23 protein-coding genes and 1 pseudogene are annotated in these 26,494 nt (G+C 45.2%); 11 read left to right on the top strand and 13 right to left on the bottom strand.

Features of this window, described 5'->3' with window-relative positions:
• From Q1V85_RS21795 to Q1V85_RS21805, 3 genes and pseudogenes are all read right to left on the bottom strand, one after another.
• A pseudogene (locus tag Q1V85_RS21795) lies at window positions 1–231 on the bottom strand (IS982 family transposase); the annotation flags it as partial.
• 92 nt (window positions 232–323) lie between these two features.
• Window positions 324–1,514 carry a glycosyltransferase gene (locus tag Q1V85_RS21800; protein ID WP_300603217.1) on the bottom strand — a complete coding sequence of 397 codons (1,191 nt, stop codon included), beginning with the start codon at window positions 1,512–1,514 and terminating at the stop codon, window positions 324–326.
• A gap of 250 nt (window positions 1,515–1,764) precedes the next feature.
• Window positions 1,765–1,995 carry a hypothetical protein gene (locus Q1V85_RS21805; RefSeq protein ID WP_300603219.1) on the bottom strand — a complete coding sequence of 77 codons (231 nt, stop codon included), beginning with the start codon at window positions 1,993–1,995 and terminating at the stop codon, window positions 1,765–1,767.
• A gap of 161 nt (window positions 1,996–2,156) precedes the next feature.
• On the opposite strand from Q1V85_RS21805, the gene Q1V85_RS21810 reads away from it, so the two are divergent.
• The 3 genes from Q1V85_RS21810 (at window position 2,157) to Q1V85_RS21820 (ending at window position 5,747) form a co-directional block, all read left to right on the top strand.
• Window positions 2,157–3,392 carry a hypothetical protein gene (locus tag Q1V85_RS21810; RefSeq protein WP_300603221.1) on the top strand — a complete coding sequence of 412 codons (1,236 nt, stop codon included), beginning with the start codon at window positions 2,157–2,159 and terminating at the stop codon, window positions 3,390–3,392.
• 75 nt (window positions 3,393–3,467) lie between these two features.
• Window positions 3,468–4,499: a glycosyltransferase family 2 protein gene (locus Q1V85_RS21815; protein ID WP_300603224.1), complete on the top strand. Its 1,032-nt coding sequence runs from the start codon at window positions 3,468–3,470 to the stop codon at window positions 4,497–4,499.
• Between the two features lie 3 nt (window positions 4,500–4,502).
• The gene (locus Q1V85_RS21820; RefSeq protein ID WP_300603228.1) at window positions 4,503–5,747 is read left to right on the top strand and encodes a glycosyltransferase; all 1,245 of its coding nucleotides are present in this window, start codon (window positions 4,503–4,505) and stop codon (window positions 5,745–5,747) included.
• A 7-nt stretch (window positions 5,748–5,754) separates the two neighbouring features.
• On the opposite strand, the gene Q1V85_RS21825 is transcribed toward Q1V85_RS21820, so the two are convergent.
• Together Q1V85_RS21825 and Q1V85_RS21830 are read right to left on the bottom strand one after the other, a co-directional pair.
• Window positions 5,755–6,780 (bottom strand): EamA family transporter, encoded by a 1,026-nt coding sequence (locus Q1V85_RS21825; RefSeq protein ID WP_300603230.1) that lies wholly within the window; start codon window positions 6,778–6,780, stop codon window positions 5,755–5,757.
• 3 nt (window positions 6,781–6,783) lie between these two features.
• The gene (locus Q1V85_RS21830) at window positions 6,784–7,254 is read right to left on the bottom strand and encodes an Lrp/AsnC family transcriptional regulator (protein ID WP_300603233.1); all 471 of its coding nucleotides are present in this window, start codon (window positions 7,252–7,254) and stop codon (window positions 6,784–6,786) included.
• A 509-nt stretch (window positions 7,255–7,763) separates the two neighbouring features.
• Here Q1V85_RS21830 and Q1V85_RS21835 point away from each other — a divergent pair.
• Window positions 7,764–8,597 (top strand): glutaminyl-peptide cyclotransferase, encoded by an 834-nt coding sequence (locus tag Q1V85_RS21835; protein WP_300603235.1) that lies wholly within the window; start codon window positions 7,764–7,766, stop codon window positions 8,595–8,597.
• A 40-nt stretch (window positions 8,598–8,637) separates the two neighbouring features.
• Window positions 8,638–9,483, top strand: coding sequence for a glutaminyl-peptide cyclotransferase (locus Q1V85_RS21840; protein ID WP_300603236.1), 846 nt, complete (start codon window positions 8,638–8,640; stop codon window positions 9,481–9,483).
• A gap of 292 nt (window positions 9,484–9,775) precedes the next feature.
• Here Q1V85_RS21840 and Q1V85_RS21845 read toward each other — a convergent pair whose 3' ends face one another.
• Both Q1V85_RS21845 and Q1V85_RS21850 read right to left on the bottom strand, forming a co-directional pair.
• Window positions 9,776–10,675, bottom strand: coding sequence for a class I SAM-dependent methyltransferase (locus tag Q1V85_RS21845; protein ID WP_300603237.1), 900 nt, complete (start codon window positions 10,673–10,675; stop codon window positions 9,776–9,778).
• Window positions 10,676–10,684: 9 nt separating this feature from the next.
• On the bottom strand, window positions 10,685–11,035 hold the full coding sequence (locus Q1V85_RS21850) for an iron-sulfur cluster assembly accessory protein (protein ID WP_300603238.1): 351 nt from the start codon (window positions 11,033–11,035) through the stop codon (window positions 10,685–10,687).
• Between the two features lie 490 nt (window positions 11,036–11,525).
• Here Q1V85_RS21850 and Q1V85_RS21855 point away from each other — a divergent pair, with 490 nt between their 5' ends.
• The gene (locus Q1V85_RS21855) at window positions 11,526–11,978 is read left to right on the top strand and encodes a cytochrome c maturation protein CcmE (protein ID WP_300603239.1); all 453 of its coding nucleotides are present in this window, start codon (window positions 11,526–11,528) and stop codon (window positions 11,976–11,978) included.
• Window positions 11,979–11,984: 6 nt separating this feature from the next.
• A complete protein-coding gene (ccsA, locus tag Q1V85_RS21860; protein ID WP_300603240.1) occupies window positions 11,985–14,579 on the top strand; it encodes a cytochrome c biogenesis protein CcsA in 2,595 nt (864 codons plus the stop codon).
• A 324-nt stretch (window positions 14,580–14,903) separates the two neighbouring features.
• On the opposite strand, the gene Q1V85_RS21865 is transcribed toward ccsA, so the two are convergent.
• The 3 genes from Q1V85_RS21865 to Q1V85_RS21875 form a co-directional block, all read right to left on the bottom strand.
• Complete coding sequence (locus Q1V85_RS21865; RefSeq protein WP_300603241.1) at window positions 14,904–15,653, bottom strand: lysophospholipid acyltransferase family protein; 750 nt, start codon at window positions 15,651–15,653, stop codon at window positions 14,904–14,906.
• Window positions 15,654–15,723: 70 nt separating this feature from the next.
• On the bottom strand, window positions 15,724–16,089 hold the full coding sequence (locus tag Q1V85_RS21870) for a VOC family protein (RefSeq protein ID WP_300603242.1): 366 nt from the start codon (window positions 16,087–16,089) through the stop codon (window positions 15,724–15,726).
• 49 nt (window positions 16,090–16,138) lie between these two features.
• Window positions 16,139–16,420, bottom strand: a complete 282-nt coding sequence (locus Q1V85_RS21875) for a GNAT family N-acetyltransferase (protein WP_300603243.1) — start codon at window positions 16,418–16,420, stop codon at window positions 16,139–16,141.
• Window positions 16,421–16,696: 276 nt separating this feature from the next.
• Here Q1V85_RS21875 and Q1V85_RS21880 point away from each other — a divergent pair, with 276 nt between their 5' ends.
• Together Q1V85_RS21880 and Q1V85_RS21885 are read left to right on the top strand one after the other, a co-directional pair.
• Window positions 16,697–17,179: a hypothetical protein gene (locus Q1V85_RS21880; protein WP_300603244.1), complete on the top strand. Its 483-nt coding sequence runs from the start codon at window positions 16,697–16,699 to the stop codon at window positions 17,177–17,179.
• Window positions 17,180–17,183: 4 nt separating this feature from the next.
• Window positions 17,184–18,287 carry a hypothetical protein gene (locus tag Q1V85_RS21885; protein WP_300603245.1) on the top strand — a complete coding sequence of 368 codons (1,104 nt, stop codon included), beginning with the start codon at window positions 17,184–17,186 and terminating at the stop codon, window positions 18,285–18,287.
• Between the two features lie 111 nt (window positions 18,288–18,398).
• On the opposite strand, the gene Q1V85_RS21890 is transcribed toward Q1V85_RS21885, so the two are convergent.
• The 3 genes from Q1V85_RS21890 to Q1V85_RS21900 form a co-directional block, all read right to left on the bottom strand.
• On the bottom strand, window positions 18,399–18,611 hold the full coding sequence (locus tag Q1V85_RS21890; protein WP_300603247.1) for a (4Fe-4S)-binding protein: 213 nt from the start codon (window positions 18,609–18,611) through the stop codon (window positions 18,399–18,401).
• 107 nt (window positions 18,612–18,718) lie between these two features.
• On the bottom strand, window positions 18,719–20,866 hold the full coding sequence (fusA, locus tag Q1V85_RS21895; protein ID WP_300603249.1) for an elongation factor G: 2,148 nt from the start codon (window positions 20,864–20,866) through the stop codon (window positions 18,719–18,721).
• Window positions 20,867–21,092: 226 nt separating this feature from the next.
• Window positions 21,093–22,244 (bottom strand): META domain-containing protein, encoded by a 1,152-nt coding sequence (locus Q1V85_RS21900; RefSeq protein ID WP_300603251.1) that lies wholly within the window; start codon window positions 22,242–22,244, stop codon window positions 21,093–21,095.
• 86 nt (window positions 22,245–22,330) lie between these two features.
• Between Q1V85_RS21900 and Q1V85_RS21905 the strand changes: the two genes are divergently transcribed.
• Window positions 22,331–22,882 carry a hypothetical protein gene (locus tag Q1V85_RS21905; protein ID WP_300603253.1) on the top strand — a complete coding sequence of 184 codons (552 nt, stop codon included), beginning with the start codon at window positions 22,331–22,333 and terminating at the stop codon, window positions 22,880–22,882.
• Window positions 22,883–23,330: 448 nt separating this feature from the next.
• Complete coding sequence (locus tag Q1V85_RS21910) at window positions 23,331–26,486, top strand: SusC/RagA family TonB-linked outer membrane protein (protein WP_300603255.1); 3,156 nt, start codon at window positions 23,331–23,333, stop codon at window positions 26,484–26,486.
• The last annotated feature ends 8 nt before the right edge of the window (window positions 26,487–26,494 follow it).

A 26,494-nucleotide genomic window follows, 5' to 3' on the forward strand; every position in this document is an offset into this window, starting at 1 on the left:
CAATCTGCGGCAATACCTGGATTTGTCCAGCATATCAGGCACATATCCTTTCAGCTTCATAAAATGGCGGGCGTTGTCCTGATGGCCTCCAAAATACAAGGCTGATACAAATGCCGTGGTGATAATTTCTGCATCGCTTACTCTTACTCGCAAATCCTCGGTATGCTGCAATGACTTTAAAATATCATCTACAATACAATAAAGAGCTATAATTTTACGGTCTGAAAGCATGGCTATAATTTTTTAGATGTGGTAATCCAAAATTATTATAACATGCTTTCTCTTTTTATTCTTTTATAACTAGCAACTTGGGTTATTTTAGATTATTGAGCCGGGGTATGCTGGTTGAAAATCGTATCCAATTCTTCATAAATACTACTTTCAAGGAAATATTTTTCAAACATTTCTATTCCCTCCTTCCGTTTTTTTTCATAGAAAAGATCATCGCTGATTAAACGGATGATCCCATTTGCAAATTCGGCTTCGGTTCCGGCCAATAAACAGCCATTGTCTTTTTTCTGCGGCAAGCCATCCAGGCCCCGTAGCGTACAAACCACCGGTAAGCCAAATGAAAGGGCTTCTACCACTTTTACTTTAATGCCGGTTCCCTCCAACATCGGGCATATTGCAATACGACTCTGATGATAATACTCCTTTAAATCCTTTGCAAAGGGAATGCTGGTTACATTGGGTAAATCCGGGGGGATAAAGTTTGTGATGCCGCCAATAACACAAATGCGTATACTTTTTGAAAGTAACGGATATACGTGGCTAAAAAACCATTTTGCAGCAGCCTGGTTATGCGGATTAATGCTGGATATATAGATCAAGTCAAAATTAACTGACCCTTTATCAATATCCGCCACATTATTCTTAAACATTACCGGTACAAAACAATGCTTTACCGTTGGTACAAATTGAGAAAAAACATACAATTCATCGGAAGAGATGGACCAGGATTCGTGAAATTGCTTTATAATATTAATTTCTTCTTCAAAAGAAGCACCCAGTTGAAATTTTTTATTATGCTTACACTGAGCCGTCATAAAATCGTGCGTATCGATCACCAACCTGGCATTGCCCACATAAGGGTTATCTCTTATTAACGCAGCACTGTAAACGTAGCTAATGATGATGACATCATACTTTTTCTTCTTTAGCAGATTGTTGAATTGTTGTTTTGCAAAATGGGATATTTCCGACGCTATATAGCGGTGATATTTTTCCTGCCGCTTCCTGTCTATGATAGAAGGGATTTTGGCATTAAAAAAATACTTAAAGTAGTTATCCTTCGCTCCTTTCCTTCCAAGAAAAAATGCGTTTATTTCAGGAAACATTTGTTGTAACGAACCCTGTTCATCTTCAATTTCATCATGCTCTGCGGTAACAAAGTCAACATCCATGTTCCGGGATATAAAATACTCCAGTAACTGGATGGCTCGGGTTACATTGCCATGATTCCTGTTTACAATCGGATGAGGGAAAAAATACAAGACTTTTATGGCCTGCTTCATTCTTAAATCCCTTTTATATATTTTGGTTTATAGCTCTTTATTTTCGAGCACGAAATATTCCTGAGAAAAGCGATTTTGGTTTATCCTCCACTACAAGCTCCCAATTCCCGGCAAAACCGGATAATAACGCCCAGTTAATTCCCTTTCAAGCGCTCCGTATCACAATACGGCAGTTCCGGTTTAAACTGCTTTTTATAATGATCTACTTAAAAAAAGCATCAATTGGTAAAATATCAATACGCCTGATTCTTTAAAAGGTACGCTTCTTAAATAATAGCCTCCGCAGGTAATGCCGTAAGTTCCATTTCATTATAAAACGCACAGCTGTTATTACGGTTCCCTTATTCCCCGGGGCCGTCCGTTCCTGGTTCTGATAAAACACATCGGCCAGCCCCTTCGGATCTTCCTGCTGAAGCTTTTCTGTCCTGGTCATCCTTGCCTGCAACCACAGATCCGCTTTCTGTCGAATTGCATACTCCATATTTCCAACATCGTTTTAACGAACGGAAGATAATCACTATTCTCTGATTTAAAATTTGAAATCAACTTTTTTTTTTAAGAAAAAAATGGCCGGAATCTTTGAGAATCAAATTTGGCTGTATCTTCGCTTATACTTAACCACAGAGGGATATTTAATTGCTTATGCCAAAATGCTTTTTTTGGTTATTGATCGCAGGAGTATCAATAACACAGGGCTGTAACAAGTCAGAAGAGGTTTTATATGCGGAGGAGGTTCCCCTGGCGATGGGGAATCATCATTATTCGGAGCTGCCGGACTATCTTACAGATATCGGGGATATTAAGATATCTACCCAGGCTAATGGAAACTATAACGGAGTGGCCGACCCCTCTTTTATTAAGAATATTTCGAAGCCCAATGACAGTTATTGTCACCCTGACGTACAATATTTTCCACAGGGCTTTAACGGTTATAAGTACTGGATGGTCTTTACCCCGTATTTCGGCTCCGTAGGTAAAACGCCGCATCCGATACGATTTGAAAATCCGACAGTTGTGGTTTCCAATGATGGTATCGACTGGACAGAACCTGCCGGCATTAAAAATCCGCTGGCCGGTACTCCCTCCATCGAGGAAAGTTTTCTGGAGAATAAAAAAGGACACAAACAAGGTTTTTGGTCGGATGTGGACTGGATCTTTACCAATAATACCTTTTACCTCTACTACCGGGGCAGTTTTATTACCGCGCAGGCCTTAAAAAAACGAGGAGCCAAGAGTAAGAACAATGAAGAAAAGCTAAAGCAAAGTGCCCAACGTACAATTGTACGGCAAACTTCTACAGATGGTGTGCACTGGACACCGCTGGAAGTGGCTTTCACCAGCAATCAGCCCTACACTCCAAAAAATGATCATTTGGTGTCTCCTTCATTTATAAAGACGGGGAATACCTTTCTGAGCTACGAAGTTGAGCTGAACCGCGGTGGTAAAGTTTTTAATGGAAAAGAGCCCTCTTATGTAATTCAAAGAACCTCAACCGACGGGCTGAACTTCAGTCTCTTTAAAAAGAGCAAGATTGTCAATTTTATAAACAGCCCCTGGAAAGATATCAATCCCAAATATTCACCCTGGCATTTGCAGGCCACCTATGTTGACGGCTTTTATTTTCTTTGCCTGGCAACGGGCGACGTTGAAAAATATACGGCGGATGCGTTGTTCCTCGCCTATTCCAAAGATGGTGTTAACTTTACAGTATTGCCACAAGCGATGGTGACACAGAATGTTTACCGGTCGGCCGTGTTCCCGATGAAGAGCGATGACAAAACCATTGAGTTTGGCGCCATCATTGGCTATAAAACCGGGCAGTTCAAATACCGGGAGTTTTCCCTCCAAAAAGCGGAACTGAACAGTACATTAAAATAGAGGGGATACTACCGGTTTTATTTGCTGCAGTTAAGTTACCAGCGCTGGCTCAAAAATCGAAACAATTTATTTCTGATGACAACCCAACCGGAAAAAATAATCGTATCCGTTATTATGCCGGTGTACAATGTGGAAGCTTTTTTAGGTGAGGCCATTCAAAGTGTACTGAACCAGCGCTTTAAAAACCTGGAGCTCATCCTGGTAAATGACGGAAGCACGGATGGTTCGGCTTCCATTTGCCAAACCTATTTGCAAATAGATCCCCGGGTACAATTTATCAGCCAGGAAAACTGTGGTGTTTCCATCGCCCGGAACAACGGGTTAAAACATGCTACAGGATCCTACGTATTCTTTATGGACTCGGATGATACGCTGGATCCGGAATTCATTGAAACTTCTGTTCGAATTGCTCAAAAGGAAGCGAGCGATATCACCGTTATAGGAGCATTCTTCTGCAAGCGGGAGCCTTTTTTTACACCGCTGCCTACCTGCGCACAACTGATCCGGATGGATTTTTTAAAGCAGCACCCGGAGATCCGGTTCCCGGCCCATATTCAGCCCTGCGAGGATGGTTTATTTTCGCATCAACTGCTGGCGTTTACAACAAAGATCGGGTTGAACCCTGATGGTTTTTATCACTACCGGCAACATGCCCAGCAAAACCATATCCGGATCAATGATAACTGCTGGAATGTGCTCCGGCAGATTCCCCAATGGCTGCAAATTTTGGAAGACTTTTATACCCGGCACCGGCGGCTTCCTTCGCACACCCTGCATCTGGCGTTTTTTATGCAGCGTGAGCCATTTGAATTACGTTACCTGGGTATGCCCTTAAATACGGAACAAAAAATTTATCTTCATGAGCTGATTATAACGTTCATGAAACGGATGGTACTACCCGCACTTACCAGATCGGAAAAGCAACAACTGAGCAAGCCTTTCCGGTATTTTATCCGTACACAAAATCCCGCTCGTTTCGATGCTTTTTACCGCTTTTACTGCCTTCAAAAAAAAAGGCGCCGGAAGTTCTACCTGTTCCTGACCCGGTTTATTCCGTTTACGCAGCTAAGAAGGAATACAAGAAAGGCAATTGCCGAAAAATATTAGACCATGAAAATCCTGCTCATACAACATCATGGGTTTATTAACGGGCAGGGCGGAACTGAAAAGGTTTGTTCCTTTTTAGCCGATCACTTTGCAGGCGCCGGACATGAAGTGGAGATTGCCACCTGTGAAAATATTACCGGGAAAGCGGTTTATGTACGCCATTCCAACGTGAAAGTCACCAATATTTACTCGCCGGAAATCATTCAGAAGCATCTCCGGCAACTATTTAACTACCCGGGAAAGCATCCCCTGCGCTGGTTTGCGTATAAGATCCGCAAAAAAAGAGACAAGCTTTTGAATCGCCTGCTCTATAAGCGGCTAAAAGGAAATGACGGACTATACCTCTTTAATCTTGAACAACGAGCCAGGGCCTGGAAACAATTTATAGATGCAACAGCTCCGGATCTGATCATCACCATGTCTTTAAGCACTGTTTTGGAAATCACCTATAAAAATAATTACACAATCCCCATCGTTAACTCTACCAATGGCCGGCCCGATTACGACTACACTGACCGGCTCTGGTACCGCAGCCCAATCGACATGCATTGTCTGACTGCTGCATATGGCAACCTTACGGCCATTCAAATATTGTTCGATAGCTACCGGTCGTTTATTCCTGAAACCTTCACCGGAAAATGTTTTACAATACCCAATCCCGTTCCGCAGGTAACAGCGGCAAATCGTGCCAACCTTTTAACAAAAAAAGAACGGTATACAATCGTCAATATCGCCTCGCTTGTCACCAGTTGCAAACAACAGGATCTGGCAATAGAAATTTTCTCCGGGATCGCATATAAATTTCCCCGGTGGGATCTTTCCTTCTGGGGAACAGGTCCCGACGAAGCCGTATTGAAAAACCTGGCTGAAAAAAAGGGGTTGCAAAACCGTATTTTTTTTATGGGATTTACGCCGGCTCCCCTGGAAGCATTAAAACAGGCAGATATTTTTATTTTTCCCAGTAAATTTGAAGGGTTTCCCCTGGCGTTAACGGAAGCGATGGCCGCCGGTTTACCCTGCATTGGCTTCCGTAGCTGTTCGGGCGTTAACGAATTGATACAGCATGGAGAAAATGGTTTCCTGGCGAATGATCCTGCAGAGATGCAGCAACTGCTTGAAACGCTGATTACCCAGCCGGAGCTCCGGCAGCAGATGGGTGCCAATGCCCATCGATCCATGCAAGGCTATGCACCCGAACGCGTTATTGAACAATGGACCGCCCTGATCGAGGCCGTACAGCAGGGTTAAACGCCTGTTAGCGGCGGTCGCCGTTTCCTGGATAATCGCCGGTAGCGCCTTCTTCACAAAGCATACCTTCTGCCATCTGTTCCGGTTTTATGGCGTCACCCGTCTGCAACCTGGCAGCTTTTTTCTCCCGCTCCTTTTTAGCAAGATTGGTAAAAAACACACTGCCAAGAATAATAATCAGGCCCGCAAGCTGCAGCGTTGTAAGGTGGTCGCCATTGATCAGCACGCCCAACAGTACCGCCACCAGCGGGTTTACATAGGCATAACTGCTTACCTGGGCCGCACTGCGTACACTTAGCAGAAATACATAGGCACTGTAGCCAATGATGGATCCGAAGAAAATCAGGTACAGCAACGCTCCCCATCCTTCTGCAGGAATGGCCGACCAGTTCACCGTGGCAATGCTTCCATTGCCAAAGCCAATGATAAAGAACACGATACCGGCAGAGAAGATCTGCCAGGCAGAGTTCACGGAGGGCGATACCTCCTTTACTTTATATTTTGAATACAGTGAGCCCGATACCCACCCGATATTCCCGATAAAAATGGCCAGCAGGGGAACCCATCCCTGGCTGCTGTCATCCCCTGCTATCTTTTCATAAAAAAGGGCAATAACGCCCAGCAGCCCGATCGATACTCCCAGCAGCGTATACCGGTTGGTAAAATTATCGGCCCAGTTGGGCTTATCAAATACCAGGAACCAGATCGGGGCAGATGCCAGGAAAATGGCCACAAAGGAACTGTGCAGGTATTGTTCGGCCCATATGACGGCCCCGTTACCTACAAAAAGCATTAAGATGCCGCTGATAACAGAATGCAGGATGGCAGAGCGGTTCCAAACCTTTTCTCCCTTCAGGCCTACCCAAGCCAGCATAATGATACCGGCCGTAACAAACCGGAGCCCTCCCAGCAACATCGGCGGAATAAACTTTACAGCGCGCTCGATAAAGAAATAGGTAGAGCCCCAAATAATATATACTGCTGCAAATGCCAGCACCACCAGTAAAACGGAGGGTGCTTTTTTCTGAGTCATAAATCAGTCGATTGAAATGTGAGAAGATTCTTTTACCGTTTCCAGCACAATGGTCGTACGCATGGAGATAATATTGGCTATTTTGCTGAAGCGCGACCGCTTTAGTTCCATGAGTTCTGTTGGCCCCGAAACCCTGGCCTTTATCAGGTAACAGTCATCACCCGCAATATGATGTACTTCCATTACCTGCGGGATGGATGCCAGCAGCCGGGCCGATTTATCATCAGCAAAACTGTCCTTCGTTTTAATAAAAATAAAAACCAGCAGGTCTTTGTCGATCCATAGCGGATCTACAATAGCACTGTACCCTTTGATCATTCCTTTTTCTTCCAGTTTGCGAACCCGTTCCAGTGTAGCCGAAGGAGCCATTTTCAGTTGCGCAGCCAGGGCCACATTGGTGATCCGCGCATCCTCCTGCAGCAGCCGCAGGATGGCCAGGTCCGTTTCGTCCAGGTTTATTTCTTTTACACGCATGCTTCAAATTTAACAATATTCTGAATAAAATCAAAAAACAGAATATTATTCACGTATAATTCATATAACCAGGCAATAGTTCGAAAATAAAGCTGCTTATTTTTAAGCTGGCTTAACCATCAGTTTTCAGCCATCAGTTTTCAGTTATCAGTTTTCAGTTGATTCGTCCGGGATCAATGATCTTTCGGTTAACATTGAGTATTCCGGGGTCCCCCCAGTCTATATGTCCCCCAAAGCAAGGGCAATAGTGAACAGCCGACAGATCATCAGCCATCAAACGAGAACCAACGTGAAACGGGTTCAGATTTCAGCCATCAGCCATCAGTTATCAGTTATCAGTTGATTCGTCCGGGATCAATGATCTGACATCTGGCATTGAGTATAATACGGATCTAATGTTGAACATTAAACGTTAAACTGAAACAGATCTTTATAAGCGGCTCCTGCATTCTTTATAAGTTTCTTTATTTTTGCATCCGCCTCCTGGCGAGGCCGTAAATGCATTCATTATGATAAAAAGATCTCTTTTTTCGGTACCGGTTATTTTTATGGCATTGCTTCTATCCTGTAACGGGGATGATAAAACACCCGCACCTACGCCGGAGGTACCCCCCGCCAGTAATGTAAAAAACATCGGCATCTCTGTGATCAATACCTACCCGCATGATACGGGTTCATTTACCCAGGGGCTGATCATTTATAAAGGACAGCTCTATGAAGGAACAGGCGGATCGGAGTATGCACCCGAAGGAAGGGCCTCCGAACTGCTGAAAGTAAACCTTCAGACCGGAAAGGCAGAAAAAACCCTTGCCCTGGATAAAAAATACTTTGGCGAAGGCATCACCATCCTTAACGATACCGTGTACCAGCTTACCTGGAGAGAAAAAGTAGTATTCGTTTATACGCTTCCCGACTTTAAAAAAGTAAAGGAATTTCCGATCAATACCGAAGGATGGGGCATTACAACAGACGGTAAGGAACTAATTGTGAGCGATGGCTCCAGCAACCTGTATTATTACGATCCCTCCACTTTCCGGTTATTGCGCACCCAGTCCGTAACTGTAAACGGCGACTTCCTGGATTCGATCAATGAGCTGGAATTTATAGACGGATTTGTTTATGCCAATCAGTGGAACCGCCCTTATATTTTCAAAATTGATCCGGCAAACGGCCTGGCGGTAGGAAAGATCGACCTGGGCCCGATCTGGGACCGGCTGAAAAGCAGGGATCCTAAAAATGAGGAGAACGTGCCCAACGGCATCGCCTATGATCATGATACCAAAAAGATCTATATCACCGGTAAAAAATGGCCGGAGCTATACGAGGTGCAGCTGGGAAACTAACCGTTAAAAAACATACATCTTTTTCAAACGACATTAGCGAATGATAAAAAACGGCCGCCCTGCGCTGGCAACAGCAATTGTTATTTTAATATTGGGGTCCTGTACGAATATCCCTAAAGAAAACAGTGATGCTTCTTCCGGCTCCCCAGGCCCGGATAGCGTAAAGAATATCGATTTTTCAATCGTTCATACATACCCGCACGACACTAGCTCCTATACCCAGGGGCTTGTCGTTTATAAGGGGCGGATGTACGAAGGCACCGGTGGAAATGAAACGAACGTTGTCAGCAGCAAACTTTCCAGGCTGTTGGAAACGGATATCAATACCGGGAAGATCCTGCGATCGCTGGAGCTTGGTAAAAAATATTTTGGGGAAGGCATCACCATCCTTAACGATACCATTTACCAGTTAACCTGGAAAGAACATACCGTTTTCGTTTATGATCTGCATTTTAAGAAGCTCAGGGAATTCCCGGTTCCTACAGAAGGCTGGGGACTTACCAATAATGGAACGGAACTCATAGTAAGTGATGGCACCAGTAACCTCTACTTTTATGAACCGCAGACCTTCCGGCTGCTAAGAACCCTGCCCGTATCCCTGAACGGAGACCTTATCAACTCTATCAACGAACTGGAATTTATCGATGGCATGGTGTATGCCAATCAGTGGGAGCAGCCCTATATTTTTAGCATTGATCCGGTAAGCGGGCGGGTTGCAGGAAAGATCGACCTCACTCCCGCCTGGGAAAAGATCCGGAAAATTGCTCCGCTTACCGATTCGTTAAATGACGTACCGAATGGTATTGCATATGACGCCGATACCAAAAAGATCTATATCACCGGTAAAAAGTGGCCGGAGCTGTACGAGGTGCAATTGGGGAATTAACATTCAATGTCGTTTCCTTAAAGCCGCAGATGCGCAGATTGGGTACCGGCTTTAACAGCAACAATGTCGCAGAAAAGCGCCGCAGGCGCAATCAGCGTATCTGCGGCAACCATAAACATTGCTTAAGGATATGGTATTGAATGAACATTGCCCTTTCGCGCAAGGTTGTAAAGGCCGGGCGGTTTATATATGGATGTGCCTTCCTCTATATTCGGGTGATAGGGAGACCTCGACGACAATGTAGTATCACACCTTGAACCAGCTACCTTGTGCTTCTTTGTGCCTTCGCGACCTACCCTTCTTTCCGGATCACATAAATCACCGAACTGCATTCCTTTGTATTACGCGTGGCATTGATATTGGAAGATATTCCATGCAATCCGGCACCCATATACTGGGTTTTACCATATTTATATTTACTGCTCAGCAGGCTTACATAAAAACTATCGAACCACATGGGCAATAATTTTTTGATATGAAGTCCGTGCCGTTCCGTAAGCACGTTCATCGCCTTTGGCGAAAAATGATACAGGTGCCGGGGCACATCATAGGCCGCCCAGTACTGCTCATAAATATCTGCGTCGCGGCTCGTATAATTGGGAACAGCGATCAGTAACACACCATCCGGTTTCAGTATCTTCTTTAGCTGATCGAGGTATTCGTGCAGTTCATGCACATGCTCCAGCACATGCCAGAGGGTAATGGCATCAAATTGAGCTTCGCCCAGCTGGTATAATTCGTGAGACGGTGCAATATCCAGGTTATAAAGCTGCTTGGCCATATTGCGTGCATCCGCATCCGGTTCCAAACCAGCCACTTCCCAGCCTCTTTTTTTCATCGTATCCAAAAAGGTACCGGTGCCACAGCCTAGGTCCAGCAAGCGGCCTTTGCGTTTTTGTGCATACCGTTCCACAAGGCCTGCCTTTTGCTGCATCGTGCGTGTACGTACCATCTGGTACAGCCGGCTCACCAATCCTTTGCGGGTATTGGAGTGGGAAATATAATCTTCAGATTTATAATAAGGACCTATCGATAACTGATCCGGAACATCCTGGGTAAAACGGAGCGAACAGGAAGTACATTCCTCAACCGGGAATGCTTCTCCACTAACCGTATAATCCTTTACCAAAAAAACAGGCCGGATCTGCGTGGCTCCGCATCCGGGGCAGGCATCATAATGTATCGGGGGCATGTAATCCATTTAAACGGCAAAACTGGTTCCGCAACCGCAGGTGCTGGAAGCATTCGGATTCGAAAATGTAAATCCACGGTTGTTCAACCCCTCCGACCAGTCTACCTCCATGCCTGCCAGGTATATTTCATGGGCTTTATTAATAATACAGGAAATACCTTCTACCTCAAATTCGCGGTCGTTTGCCTCTTTTTGATCAAAACCCAGCATATAGCTCAACCCGGAACAGCCGCCCCCCTTTACGCCCAGGCGCAGGTACTGGCCGGCCTCAAAGCCCGGATCGCTCATCAATCTTTTTATTTCTTTTACAGCACCCTCCGTAAGTATGACCGGCGCTGCTTCTACTATGCTATTTTCCATTCTACAAAATTAGTCATTTTATGGGCATGATGTGCAGGATTGCCACAGAGACGCAGAAACACAGAAGCTTTGGGATTGGGCTTTACCATCGGTGTTGCGATATATTCAATATAAACCGCAAAGGCCGCAGGAGTTTCGCAAGGTGCACCAAAACATTTTTATGGTCATTTGACCACTGGCGCGCCGGAGGGCCACAGAGGCACTGAAACACAGAAGCTTTAGGGTTGGCTTTCACCATAGTGCAAAATATCCGATATCATCCCGTTGCGATCGTTGCGGATTCCCTGGGTACCTGGCGGTTAAAAATAAACCGCAAGACGTTTTACACCATTTCCCCTCGCTGAAATCATTACCAACACGCAGTGTTTCAGTACCTCAGCGGCTTCTATTCAATAATTTTTAACGTTGCTGCAACAATTCCCCAATTGTAATGTTACTGTAAAATATGAGGGTATTTGATGTACCTTTGCCAAAATTTTAAATCCCGGGAATGAAAAAAATTCATATCGTCTTACTGATACTTGTGGCGGCCGCCATTGCGGTTCTGGTAAGCTTTTTAAAGACCACAACCACCTACGACACTGTAGCAACGGCCAAGGCCAAACCGGGTAAATTTGTTCATTTAATGGCCAAATGGGATAAAAGCGAACCCCTGGAATACGATGCGGTTAAAAACCCCAATTTCCTGGCATTTACAGCCGTTGACAGTCTGGGCCAGAAAGTAAACGTGGTTTATCATAATCCCAAACCCGAAAATTTTGAGCTGAGCGAGCGCCTCGTTATGAAGGGGAAATATACCGGCAATGTGTTTGAATGCCAGAGTATACAAACCAAGTGCCCCAGTAAATATAAAGACCAGGATCCCTCCAAACACGTTCCCCAGGGAGATACAAAAACCACATACAATAATGCCCCTTCTTCTGCCTTGGCAGATAAACAATAAAATCGAATGAATTATATCGGAGAGGATTTACTGCCCGGACAAGTAGGACATTTCTTTGTTATCGTATCCCTTGTTGCATCCCTGGTTGCCAGCTTTGCTTATTTCAAGGCCACAAAAGTGATCATCCCGGAAGACCGGAAGTCCTGGCTGAAACTGGCGCGCGGTGCATTCATCCTTGAAGTAGCTGCAGTCTTTATCATTTTTGCAGCCCTCCTGCATATCCTCTATCATCACCTGTTCGAATACAAATATGCCTGGCAGCACAGCAGCCGGTCGCTTGAATTAAAGTATATCCTGAGTGCTTTTTGGGAGGGACAGGAAGGCAGTACCCTGCTCTGGACCATCTGGCATTGTGTATTGGGGCTGATCGTGATCCGGAAAGACAAAGAATGGGAAGCCCCGGTAATGATGATCGTGAGCTTTGCCCAGTTCTTCCTTGCCACCATGATCCTGGGTGTGTATATTTTTGACGTTAAGATCGGATCAAACCCCTTCATCCTTTTAAGAAATTCCGGTGTACTGGACAATGCGCCGGTAATGCATGCCGGCTTTGATATTGCCAATCCCATACGGCCGGATTATATGACGCTGATCAAGGATGGCAATGACCTCAACCCCCTGCTTCAGAATTACTGGATGACCATCCACCCCCCGGTGCTGTTCCTTGGATTTGCTTCTACTCTTTTCCCCTTTGCCTATGCCATGGCGGGATTATGGACCGGTAAAACAAAGGAATGGGTACACAAAGCCCTACCCTGGGCCTTGTTTTCTGTAGCCATTTTTGGGTTGGGTATTATGATGGGTGCCAAATGGGCGTACGAATCGCTGAACTTTGGTGGCTACTGGGCCTGGGACCCGGTAGAAAATGCTTCCCTGGTACCCTGGCTGATCCTGGTGGCAGGCGTACACACCCTGCTGGTATTTAAGCATACCGGCTTCTCACTGCGGGCTACCTTTATCTTCTTTGGATTAGAGTTTCTTTTTGTGCTCTACTCTACCTTCCTTACCAAAAGCGGCGTACTGGGTGAAGCCTCCGTACATGCCTTTGCAGATATCGGCATGAATGGGCAGTTGTTTTTATTCCTGCTGGTATTTGTGTGGCTGATGCCTTTTGTAGCCGCCACCACCAGCCGCCAGCGGATCATTATTGCGCTGGTGACCGCCGCTCTTTCTATAAGCACCTATTTCCTTGCAGAGCATATTCCCGGTTATCCATTGTATGTGATCCTTTCCGGTATCATCACTTTTGTTGTATTAATGAATAAGCAGGTGCCGGCCGTAAAAAAGGAAGAAAGCGCCAGCTCCCGCGAGTTCTGGATGTTTATCGGAGCATTGGTATTGTTCCTCTCTGCGCTGATCATTATTTTTCAAACATCGCTTCCGGTGTTTAATAAACTATACAAATTAAATACCGCTCCGGGAGAAAACAATGAATTTGCCTATAACCAGATCCAGGTGCTGGTAGCCATTATCATTGGCCTGCTCACCGCCATCGCACAATATTTCCGGTACAAAAGCACCCCGGGAAATATCTTTTTGAAGAAGATCGCACTGCCCACCTTTATCAGTGCGCTGGTGGCCACGTTTATCCTGGTGGTTATTAAGATCAACTATGACAAAGAAGGATTGGGCTTCCTGATCAATATATGGATCGCACTGGTGGCGGGCGTATATGCGGTTATCGCCAATCTCCTCTACCTCTTCATCAGCCTGAAAGGCAATATCCGGAACAGCGGCGGTTCCATCGCACACGTTGGTTTTGGCCTTGTGCTGGTAGGTATTTTACTTTCATCGGGTAAGAAAGAAGTACTGTCGCACAACACCAGCGGCATCGCCATTGATTTTGGCAAAGGAAGTAAAGAGATCTCCGGAGAAAACCTTACGCTTGTAAAAGGCATCCCCATGACCATGGGAAAATACAAGGTTACGTATGAAGGTGATTCCGCACATCCCAAAAAGGCGCTTACCTATTTTAAGATCCATTTCCGTTCGCCGCAGGACAGTTTTACCCTCTACCCCAATGCCTTTATCAATTATAAGAACAATGAAGGGCTGATGGCGAATCCTTCTGCCAGGCATTACTGGGATCATGATGTATTTACCTATGTTTCGGCCCTGCCGGACCCCAGCAAGAACAAAGACACCGCCCAGTTTGCAGTCAGCTCAAAAAAAGTGGGCGATACCATCTATTACAGTCGCGGGTTTATTATCCTGGAAAAAATGGTTGGAAAAGATAATCTTCCGCTTCAAAACTTCGACCGGTCCGATACCGGCTATACCGCCTCGCTGAAAGTACAATCCATCAACGGACCTTCTTACCAGTCGGACCTCCTGATGATCAAAGGCAAGGGACAAGTCCTGTTCCAGTCGCAGGATACCGTAATGGCACAAAGCCTGATCTTGCAGCTCAATGATGTACAAAACGGCGTTGCCAAGATCGGGGTAAAAGAGTCCTCGGCCGTTATGCAATACGTCACCTTGAAAGCGTATAAATTCCCTTATATCAACCTGCTTTGGGGCGGTGTAATTATTACAGTAATTGGTACGCTGATCAGCATGGTTCGAAGACTGCGGCTGAACCGGAGCAGACAGCTTTTATAGGTTCCAGGTTTAAAGTTTAAGGTTGGATCCGTTTCATGCTTTATGAACTATCGGCTGTTCACTATTACCCTTGCTTTGGTGGACATATTGATTAGGGAGTCTATGGACCAATAGCTGATTACAAAATGCTGTTTAATGTTTCAGGCATCACCGATCCCGGACGAATCAACTGAAAACTGATAACTAATGGCTGAAAACTGAAACTGACCAATGAAAACTAAACGCAAAGCGTATGCTCCGGTTAGATACCGTTTCATACTCCATGTACAAGCCATTTTCACATTTTCACATTTTCACATTCTCACATTTTCAAGTCTTCAAATTTCAATGCTGCAACACCTCCGGCATATACTGCTTGCTTTGCTCAATCGCATCCATGAGCTGGTTGGTAATTTCCTGGGCAGACGCATCATAATCAATATTCATGGGGGGCTTAAAAGTAACGGTAAGCAATGTGCCCCTTCTTTTTAAAGTGATGCCGGTTTTATTAAACGCACGCGAAAAGCCATTAATGACCACCGGAATTACAATCGGCTTATGGTGCTTAATAATCAGTGCGGTGCCCTTTCTTGCCGGCGCATAGGGTGTTGTGGTGCCCTGCGGAAAAGTGATCACCCAGTTTTTATCCAGGGCCCGCTGGATCTTCCGGGTATCCGACGGATCCAGCCCGGAACGTTTTTCATTACTGCTTTCATTCCAGGTACGTTTTACGGTAAGTCCTCCGGCCAGCAGGAACAAGCGGCTCAGCCAGCTGCTTTTCATCGTTTGCTCCGCAGCCACATAATTCACCCGGGTATAGGGATTCAAAAAATAATAGGGCACTCCCAGCCTGTCTTTCTTTCCCCATTTATGCGCAGAAAGAATATGAAAAAAGGTGATTACATCTACAAAATAAGTTTGGTGATTGCTTACGAACAAAACATTATTCGGCGGCAGGTTTTTAAGATGTTCTGTACCATGGATCCGCAATTTGTTAGCCATCGCAATACCGGGATACGTAAAAATGCCCACTGTAAAATGAACAAACTTTCTTACAATATTAAAATGCCTTACACGACTACCCGGTTTGCTCATATTGATTGCTACAGATTTTTAGAGATACACAATAGCCTTTAAACAAATGTAAAGGAATTTGATTTGTTTTTTATGAATGCACTTCACAAAACTCAAGGATATTGCCATCAGGATCATACACACGGAAATAACGCAGCGTCGCTTCTTCCACAAGCGGTCCTACTACCACACCTCTGTCTTTTAATACCTGGTATGCCCCGGGCGCGTTCCTTGTTTTAAATATCGGGAATGCCGCCGTTTCCGCCGCCGGTTTTATTTCCTCCGCGGTTTCCCAAAGCGTAAGGCTGCCTAATGCTCCCGTTTGCAGCACTACCAGCAGGGCCGCATCATCCTGCCAAATGGCTTTTAAACCCAGTTGAGCTTCATACCACCGCGTTGCTCGTTCTATGTCCGCAACGCGGATCACCATCGTATCGATACCCTCAATCAATTCCATAAACAATTCGTTTATTTACAAAATACAAACCCCAGCTTTATTCCCTGCATTAAGATAAAACATCCCTGATCTCTTTTACTTTTTCAAATACCGATTTTGCAAAGGGGCAAAGCGGCAGCACTTTTACATGACCGGCCCTTGCAAAAGCAACCAGCTTCATGAGCATTTGTTTTCCCACACCCTTACCGGAAAACCGGGGGTCAACTTCTGTATGATCGATGATCAACTTGGCATCACCCGCCCACACATAGGTCATTTCTCCGGCAACCGCACCTTCGCTCATCGCCTTAAAACTACCCTTTCGCCCATCGTCCTGCTGTATGATTTCCATACTGAATTATTTTATCCACCGTTGTGGCAATATTCGTTTCTTCTTCCTCAACCACATTCGCCCCACGATCAACGATTTAATACCGGTTATGGCGGCGATCTTTTCATAAATATAATAAATTTATTGATGCATCCCATTATGCACGAATGGCAACTAACTTGGAATGCAGCCCCATATTTTTCAGTTCCCAAAGTGTGACCCGGCCCCAATTGCTCTTTGTCATTATTATTTTCTATCTTTAAAGAATGATGCAGATATAAGAGCCAATACCTAATTATGCTTTTCAAAATTGTTAACCATCGGACATTTACAACAGTTATTTTTCTTTTCATTTTTCAGGCGTTGTTTGCGCAGGAAGGATTTATTATCGACTCCGTTGAGTTTTGTTCGCAAAAGATAGCGGTTCCGGATACCTGTATTGCCAAAACTCCCCACAATGTCCGGGGGAGCAATTGGGATCTTGAGTGGCGCTATCCAAACAGCACTACCCGCAGGCTCCCTGTGCATTACTTTTTAGATTTAGGGAAAATAATGGGCTATACTGCTACCAAAAGGAAGGAACGGTTTCTCATATTGGGCAGGGAATATCCAGGCACAATTATTAAGTTTACATCCGATAGCGATGCGCACTATACGATCTATGCCATTGCCAAAATTAATAAACAACGGGTATTAATACTTCTTTCTCAAAAAAACGCTCCAATCGACAATACCAACCTTCCTGACTTTGCAAAAAACATCGTACAACTCAAACAGTAATTTTGTGAAAAAGTATTTTTTATTAACGCTTATATTATTGCTATCCGGTACACGCACCATACATGGGCAGGACACGCTACCGGACAACTTTACCATCGGCGATTTTGTAGAGCTCTATGCTTCCGACAGTATTAAAGTGTACTTTAATTGCGCTGGATGGGTAACTGCCAGAAATTGCGCAGCGTATTACCGGGTAGGAAAAATTGACACCGAACGTTTAAGTACAACGGGCCCATTCCACGACTATTTTTTAAATGGTAAATTATATTTAGAGGGTACTATAAGAAACGGACTTATGGAAGGACCGGCTCAATATTATTATTCAAATGGTCAATTGAAAGAAACCGGGCAATACAAAAACGGCTCCAGAACCGGGAAATGGACATTTTACTATCCAAACGGGAATATACAAAAAGTATATTTATATGAAAATGATATCCCATTAGTGCTTGAAGCATTTTCTGCAGACAATAAGCAGCTTGTAAAAAACGGGAATGGTCATTTTAAAACGGAATTCAGCGGGCAGGATGCCTGCATAAAATTTGAAACTGAAGGAGATCTGATCAACGGGAAAAGGTCTGGTCCATGGACGTTTTCCAATGTCGATGCCCGGCAGCCTATTTCGGAAGAGCTATATGATGATGGAACTTATATTAAATCGCGCGCTCATAACAATGATTATATCGAACGTCCCAATACGGGTTTATATGTACGCTACGGCAATGAAAACATTAAATTAATTACAGGCAGCGCTGCTTGTCTCGGTTACCAGCGTTCATCTTCCCTGCCAAAACTGATTGAAGGATTACAGGCGCAATTTGACACCTGTTCCTTAACCCCCAGGGATCAATGGCTGGTCATCGGGCTAAAAACAGGGAAAAAAAACAACCTGCTCAGTTTAAACGTTGCCTCGTCAGTTAATGATACGGCGCTTGAACAGTATATTTATAACACTATAATAAATATAAAAAAATGGGAATCCGATCTGGTGAATGGCAAAAAAGCAGAGACAGATTTCTTCTTTACCATTTTTACAGAAAATCATAAGATCTTTGTATCAGAATATATATCTAAGAAGGCATTTCGATTATCACTTGGCCTGCCATAAACGCATCTCGCCGATATCGGCAAACGTTTTTATCGCTGAAATAAGCCCGCTACATTGCACCTTTAAACGTTCCTTCTTGCGTCATTCTTCCATATAGAAACTCCATTAAAATTATTTGGCCACCGGCTTCCACGACAAAGCCCCCGAAGGACAATGCGCAATCTGGATCTTTAACGCCTCTGTACCAGCATTCCCCGGCGTTACCCAGGGCGATTCCTTTGGTTTATATACCTGCGGCAGCATTTTCACACAGATGCCCGAATGAATGCACAATTCCGGCTTCCAGATGATCACTACTTCCCCGTTGGAATATTCCTTAACCATATTGCATTTTTACTATTAAATATACCTGAAAAACAGGATATTTCCAACAGGCACACAAAAAACCCCGGCCGGAGCCGGGGCTTTTATATTCAATCGGGTTACTGGTATTACGCAGTAACTTTTCCTTTTACTTTTGCGATCACTTCCTCGGCAATGTTGTTAGGCGCCGGAGTGTAGTGCGAGAACTCCATAGTGCTGGATGCACGTCCGGAAGTTAAGGAACGCAGCTGCGTTACATAACCGAACATTTCGCTCAGCGGCACCTGTGCCTTAATTACCTGGGCTCCTGCACGGGTATCCATTCCTTCCATCATACCACGACGACGGTTCAAATCACCGGTAACATCACCCATGTATTGCTCGGGAGTGATTACCTCTACTTTCATGATGGGCTCCAGTAATACGGGTTTTGCCTTCCGCGCTGCTTCACGGAAACCTTGTTTTGCACAAAGCTCAAACGACATAGAGTCAGAATCCACCGCGTGGAAGCTTCCGTCAAATACACGGATCTTCATGTTATCTACCGGGTAGCTGGCCAGTACACCGCTGCTCATTGAAGTTTCAAAACCTTTCTGAATAGCAGGTACAAACTCTCTTGGGATAGAACCTCCAAAGATATCGTTTACAAACTGGTAGTTTTTGTCGGGGTTTTCTTTCTTCCACTCTTCGTCTACAGGACCCAGGCTAAACTGGATATCCGCAAACTTACCACGACCACCGGTTTGTTTTTTCAGGGTTTCCCTGTGTTCGATGGTGGCGTTGAACGCCTCTTTATAAGCTACCTGGGGTGCACCCTGGTTTACTTCTACTTTAAATTCGCGACGCATACGGTCTACGATGATCTCCAGGTGTAACTCACCCATACCGCTTAAGATGGTCTGACCGGTATCTTCGTCGGTTTTAACACGCAGGGTAGGATCTTCTTCCACCAGCTTTGCAATGGCCATACCCATTTTATCAACGTCTGCCTGGGTTTTAGGCTCAACCGCTACAGAGATCACCGGCTCCGGAATGAACATGTTTTCCAGAACGATCGGGTGGTTCTCGTCGCAAAGGGTATCTCCTGTTTTAATTTCTTTAAAACCAACCGCAGCACCGATATCACCGGCTTCGATAAAATCAATCGGGTTTTGTTTGTTTGCAAACATTTTCATGATCCGGCTGATCCGCTCTTTCTTACCGCTTCTTACGTTCAGTACATAAGAACCTGCATCCAGGTGACCGCTGTAACAACGGAAGAACGCCAGACGTCCTACAAAAGGATCGGTCATGATTTTGAAGGCCAATGCTGCAAAAGGCTCTTTTGCATCCGGCTTCCGGGTCAATACTTTCTCCGGATCATTCGGATCATGACCTTCGATCGCTTCTACATCTACCGGAGAAGGCAGGTAACGGCAAACCGCATCCAGTGCTGTTTGTACACCTTTGTTTTTGAAAGAAGAACCGCACATCATCGGTACGATGCTCAGATCGATACAAGCCTTACGGATCGCTTCATGAATTTCCGCTTCGGAAATAGAATTCGGATCATCAAAGAATTTCTCCATCAGCTGATCGTCATATTCAGCTACTGCTTCAATCAACGCCGCTCTCCATTCTTCCACTTCGTCTTTCATATCATCCGGAATCGGCACTTCGGTATAGGTCATACCTTCTGTAGCATCATCCCAGATGATCCCTGTATTTTTGATCAGGTCTACAACACCTTTAAAGTTATCTTCAGCACCAATAGGCAGCTGCAACGGTACCGCTTTAGCACCCAGCATTTCCCGTACCTGTTTTACCACGTTCAGGAAATCGGCACCCTGACGGTCCATTTTATTTACAAACCCGATACGCGGTACCCGGTAACGGTTCGCCTGGCGCCATACGGTTTCAGACTGAGGTTCTACCCCATCCACCGCAGAGAACAGCGCAATCAGGCCATCCAGAACCCGCATAGAACGCTCTACCTCTACGGTAAAGTCCACGTGCCCCGGAGTGTCAATGATATTAAATGAGTATTTTTTGGTTTCTGGCGTAGCCTTTCCTTTATCGGTAGGAAAGTTCCACTGACAGCTAACCGCGGCAGAAGTAATGGTAATACCACGTTCTTTTTCCTGCTCCATCCAGTCAGTTGTAGCACCACCCTCGTGTACTTCACCTGTTCTGTGAATCATACCGGTGTAACGTAAAATACGTTCAGTTGTAGTGGTTTTACCTGCGTCAATGTGAGCGGCAATACCAAAGTTTCTTTGAAATTTTAAATCTGCCATGATTTTTCTAAAGTTGAAATTATTTTATTTCTGACACCATTCTACTTGTAATCAATGACTTATAAATAAAAAAGCCATATCAGAACAAAATGAATGGAATTTAAGGCTGCAAAGGTAGGAAAAAATAGGAAAAACCAAGGGCATCCTTTTAGTATATTTTCCACAGTTGCCGCCCCCGGGGTATTATGATTTTGTAAATCTGAGTGGAAACCGTTCTCTCCTAACCTTAATCCCAGTCTGCCGCCACCCCTTCAGCAAGGATTTTTCCGGCTGCATCCTTAAATTTTATAAAATGTCCGCTAAGCGCATATGAACGGATCTGCGGCAATACTGCCAGGTAGCGCTCCTCCACTTCCATAAATTCCGCACAGAATTTTTTGGTAGTAGCAATTGCCGAAAAGCGGATCGATGTGCCCGCCCCGGTTTGAACCGTAAACATCGCCCGGTTACATCCCGCCATGCCACCGGTTTGCGCACGGCCGGCCAGGTTGATGGAAGCCCGGGATTTTATCACCAGGTCTCCGTCTGCTCCATCCAGCTTTTTCAACATCCATTCCCGGTGCAGTGGGTTCCAGGTGCTTCCCGGCAGGTTTGCTTCAGGACCGGCATCCGCAACCGCCTCCAGTAACAGCACATCCTCCCGGTCCAACAATTTCAGCCGGTTACCGATCACCTGGTATTTTGCCACCAGCGGCAGTGCTTTGGAGATGATCGATTCAAAACCGGCAACATCTTTACAATACTTATAGGTACCGGTAATATGAGCAATAGAAATGGAATACGGCAGGGAGATATGTGTTGCAAACCGAAGCTGGTTACAGCCCACAAAAGCACCGGATGCCGGAAGATCGGTAAAATCGATAACCGGATGTTGCATCGCAAAACTGTCGGACGCTACATGGATCATTTTTGTGATCCGCCACCGGCGCCGGATGCTGCCCATTTCATCTTCGGGGTCAATAACGGCCTTTAAAAGGCTGTGCCCCTCCCGGTTCATCAGTTCCAGCTTTCCATCCTTCAGGCTGAAATAGTAAGCCGCCAAAAGGTTTTCCTTCAGGATCCTGCTCAACGCATCGTTGCCACAATTGCGCGTAGCGGGATAAAATGCCAGGTCATCCAGCGCAATCCGGTGCTGATGACCAAACCGCGGTGTAAGCGCCAGCGTATCGCAACCCGCCATGGCAAATGAATGGTATACATTCCGGAGATCCAGCCCCGTTTGGGTAAGCGGTTCGGTATAGCCTTCCAGCGTGGTAATTTTCCATTTATGATGAAGCGCTTCTGTTTGAAGTGTACTGACCAATGGTGCTGTGCGGCGGTTGCAGCCTGCCATAAGCATACCTATAAACACAACCACATACATTAAATATATTCTCATATTATTTATAAACTGGAATATAATTCATATATTCGTAAATTAACATATACTAATCTCCGAATTGTACACAAATCATACTAAAGCTAATGAAATTCAGATTTATTTTATTGTTCCTATCCGTTACCGGTTTGTATGCCTGTCAAAAAAACAATCCCAAACAACCGGAGGAAAAGCCGGGTACAAGAACGGAGATCGGGACAAAGGTAGTCATTGATCAATCATACCTCACAGATAATACAAAAGCGGTTAACAGCAATTATGAAAAATTTGCCGGGGTTTGGAAACTTAGCTTATTTGTGTGTGGTACCTGCGGAGCACCCGGCCCACTAACAGATACTACCGAAATTCTTACACTTCGTAAGAATGGGCAATACGAGATCATAAAAAGCGATACGATCCATTATACAGGAAACTACCGTATCCGATATGATTACCGCTGTGGCAGCAGCACCCTCGAAAAAACATTCCTCTTTGAAGACATCGCATCTATAGAAAAAGCAAAAAACTCTGGGATCTCGTTCCCCGTTGAAATGCTTTCCTCAACCATTGATATTTCCAATGCTGTACTTACCATTGCCGCTCCAAAATGTATGGTAGACATGGATGGTTATAGAACCTATAAGAAAATTACAAAGTAATATCGCTGCTTTTCGGGGATGAAAGGCTCATCTATCGGTCCATTGCGCTCTGATTGGTCCGGAGTAAATTTCGTTGCCTCCAAAATTGGGCTATCAATTTAGGGAAACAATCTTTCATGGATCTGTTTCTCAGAATGTCATGCGTATTTCGGTCTCAAAGTAAAAATGCAGTTCCTTTTTCATGCAACGGGATATACCGAAAAACACCGCATACATTTTATTTAAACAGGTGCTTTATTGCCGGCCTCTCTTTATATAAATACATACCTATCATAAAATGAACCGGCTGCACAACCCGGCCCCGCCTTATTCTGCAGCAATAATGATCTGGTATTTTGATATATAAATGAAGCACACACATTGCTTATACGTTTAAAATAGAGTATTTTTTTGAGTTTTAAAATAATATACTATTTTCCGACGGTAACAAACTAATAATTATTTGAATATGAGCTTAATTGTTTATGAGAAAAAGAACGGACAGAACCGTTCTTTTTCAAGTAGCGCACAAAAAACCGGAATACCCCTTTTGTTGTTTTTGTGTCTTGTATTCCAGGCAAAAGCTAACGTATCCTACGGAAATGCACCTGGTACCAAAACGAACACTTATAAGAACACGGTTGTTTTCAAAACTATTACCGGGAAAGTGGTTGACCAGGATGGCAATGCAGTAGCCGGAGCGGTGATCCGTGTTACGGATGGACGGTCCAGCGTTATGACAACAGCCGGCGGCTTCTTTACCATCAACGCCAATGAAGGCGATGTATTGGAGATCTCACACGTCTCTTTTCTTTCTCAAACCGTTAAAGTAGGAAAGGAAAACGACATCACTGTTACCCTTCAGCAAAACGTTAATCACCTGGAGCAGGTAGTGATCACCGGCTATACGCAATATTCAAAAAGCAAAAGCCCCAGCGCTTCTGTACAGGTAAATGCTGCGGATATTAATACCGTACCCATGAGCAGCGTTGAACAGATCCTGCAGGGGCGCGTACCCGGTCTCAGCGTTATTTCAAGTTCCGGTCAGCCAGGCCAGGCCGCATCCGTTGTGATCAGAGGCATTGGTTCCATCAACGGCTCTACCTCCCCCTTATACATTATGGACGGAATTCCTATTGAAAGTGGTTATTTTCAAACCATCAACCCGGAAGATATCGAATCGATGACCGTGCTGAAGGATGCATCCGCCAAGGCCCTTTACGGTTCCAGAGGGTCAAGCGGGGTAATTGTGATCACCACTAAAAAAGGCAAAAAAGGAAGGCTTAGTGTGGGCTATAGTTCACAATACGGTTTTTCAAACCTTACCCAGCCAACCTTCGAAATGATGGATGGGCGGGAACGCCTGAAATTTGAAGAAGAAGTAGGTTCGGAAACAGGGCGGAGCATCGGCCCCGGATGGACCTTTTCGCCGCTGAACCCGGATTATGCCAAACAAACGGCAGACTGGCAGCACCGGGCGGATGGAATACTCGATAGCCTGAGGGGAATGAATACCGACTGGCGAGACCTGTTCTTCCAGCATGGCAGCTTTATGGAGCAGCAGCTAAACCTGAGCGGCGGTAACGAAAACATTCAAACTTATAATGCATTAGGATTGTGGAAAGAACAGGGTATTGTAAAAGAAACAGGACTGGACCGGTACTCGCTCCGCAGCAATACCAATTTCAATTATGGTAAATTCACCGCAGGTGTCAATATCAACCTGGGTTATTCCGCTTCCCGCTTTACCTATAACGAAGGAGGCACCGGGGTTGGCTCGCCCATGGCATCTGTTTATTATGCACTGCCTTATGAATACCCCTTTACTTCAGACGGTGTGTTCTATGCAACCGACGACGGCAGAGGATTTTATGATACCCGTGAGGGAAGCCGCGGAATAGATGTATTGTACGGAACATCTGATAAAACAGAGCAGTTCAAAACAATACTGGGCGTAAATATGGCTTATGAAATTGCAAAAGGATTAAAGATCAGCACCCGTGCGGGTATGGACTTCCGCAACTCTGTTGACCAGACATTCATTAACCCGCTGTCCTATATCGGAAGCAAACAGGCCGGCGGCAAAGGCGCTTTCGGAGAAGGCTTCAGAAGATACCTCAACCTTGTTTCAACCTCCGGCCTTACGTATAAGAAACGGATCAACATACACGATATTGAAGTTTCCGGTTTTTTTGAATACCTGTATAACAACGCGCGGTCTTTCAGTTACAAAGGATATGGGTTGGATGACCGGCTGCCGGAAACACCCGCAGGCATAACGGTAAGTACCGCGTTTCTTCCGGGCCTAAGTGGTAGCCGCTCCAACAGTGCGTTGCTTTCTTATATGGGAACAGGCCGTTATACACTGAACAATAAGTATACACTAACGGCCAGTTACCGCTACGATGGTGCTTCCGTTTCATCCGTACCGCTCAAAAACCGCTGGCACGGCTTCTACTCTTTTGGCGCCAGCTGGGATGTGAAAGAGGAAGCCTTCCTGAAATCGACCGAATTGATTTCCCTCCTGAGGCTGCGGACCAGCTATGGCCAAACCGCCAGTCCCTTTGGCAGCAGCTTTGTTTACCTGCCCACCTATTCTGTAAATACAACCTACGGTGGACTGCCGGTGATCCGGCCCCGGAACATTGGCAACCCTGATTTTGACTGGGAATATGTAGACGAGTTCAATGCAGGGTTCGACCTGTCGCTTTTTAAAAACCAGCGGATAAAACTCATAGTGGATTTCTACAATAAAATCACCCGGAACATGTTTATCAATCAGCAACTTTCTGCTTTCTCGGGAGCCGGAGCAGGCGGAACCGCACCGTTGAGCTCTGCAAGAATGGGCAACAAGGGGATTGAATTCAGCCTGAGCGGCGATGTAATCCAGAATAAGAACGTTAACTGGAATATTGGCGCTAACGCAGCCTATAACCAAAACAAAATTCTACGGGTAAGTGAGGTTACGGATCAGTTGCCGGATGGCGACACCAGGATCATCAAAGTAGGACTTCCCTACGGCACCTATTATGCACCAAAGTGGGCAGGTGTAGATCCGGCTACCGGCGATGCACGCTATTACAACCGGGATGGTTCTGTTACCAATGTGTATAATGCCGAACAACAATCGGTGCCGCTTTCCGCTGTGATGTATCCCAAATTAACCGGCGGTATCACGACTTCGGTACGCTGGAAAAACATCACGCTGAATACCCTGTTTTCGTTTGTATCCGGCGTACAGCGTTGGAATAATATCGACTTTTATATCGAGAACGAGGGGTACATGACCAGTAATCAAAGCAAAAGAATGCTGTACGACCGCTGGAAAAAGCCGGGCGATGAAGCACTGCTGCAGCGCATCGATGTTCCGAGAAATTTTACATCGAAAGATATACAGGAGGCCTCCTTTATGCGCCTGAGAAATGTAAAGCTGAATTACAGCATTCCCAAAACACTGTTGCAGGCAACAAGAATTCTTAAATCGGCAGATATTTTTATCCAGGGAGAGAACCTGTATACCTGGACTTCCTGGCGGGGACTCGATCCCGAAAACAACCGCCAGTACGGCCGGTTTGAGTATCCAAATGCCCGGAAGTATACAGCAGGCATCAATGTTAACTTTTAATCTACGCG

Source organism: Niabella sp. (assembly GCF_030150205.1).
Taxonomy (GTDB): domain Bacteria; phylum Bacteroidota; class Bacteroidia; order Chitinophagales; family Chitinophagaceae; genus Niabella.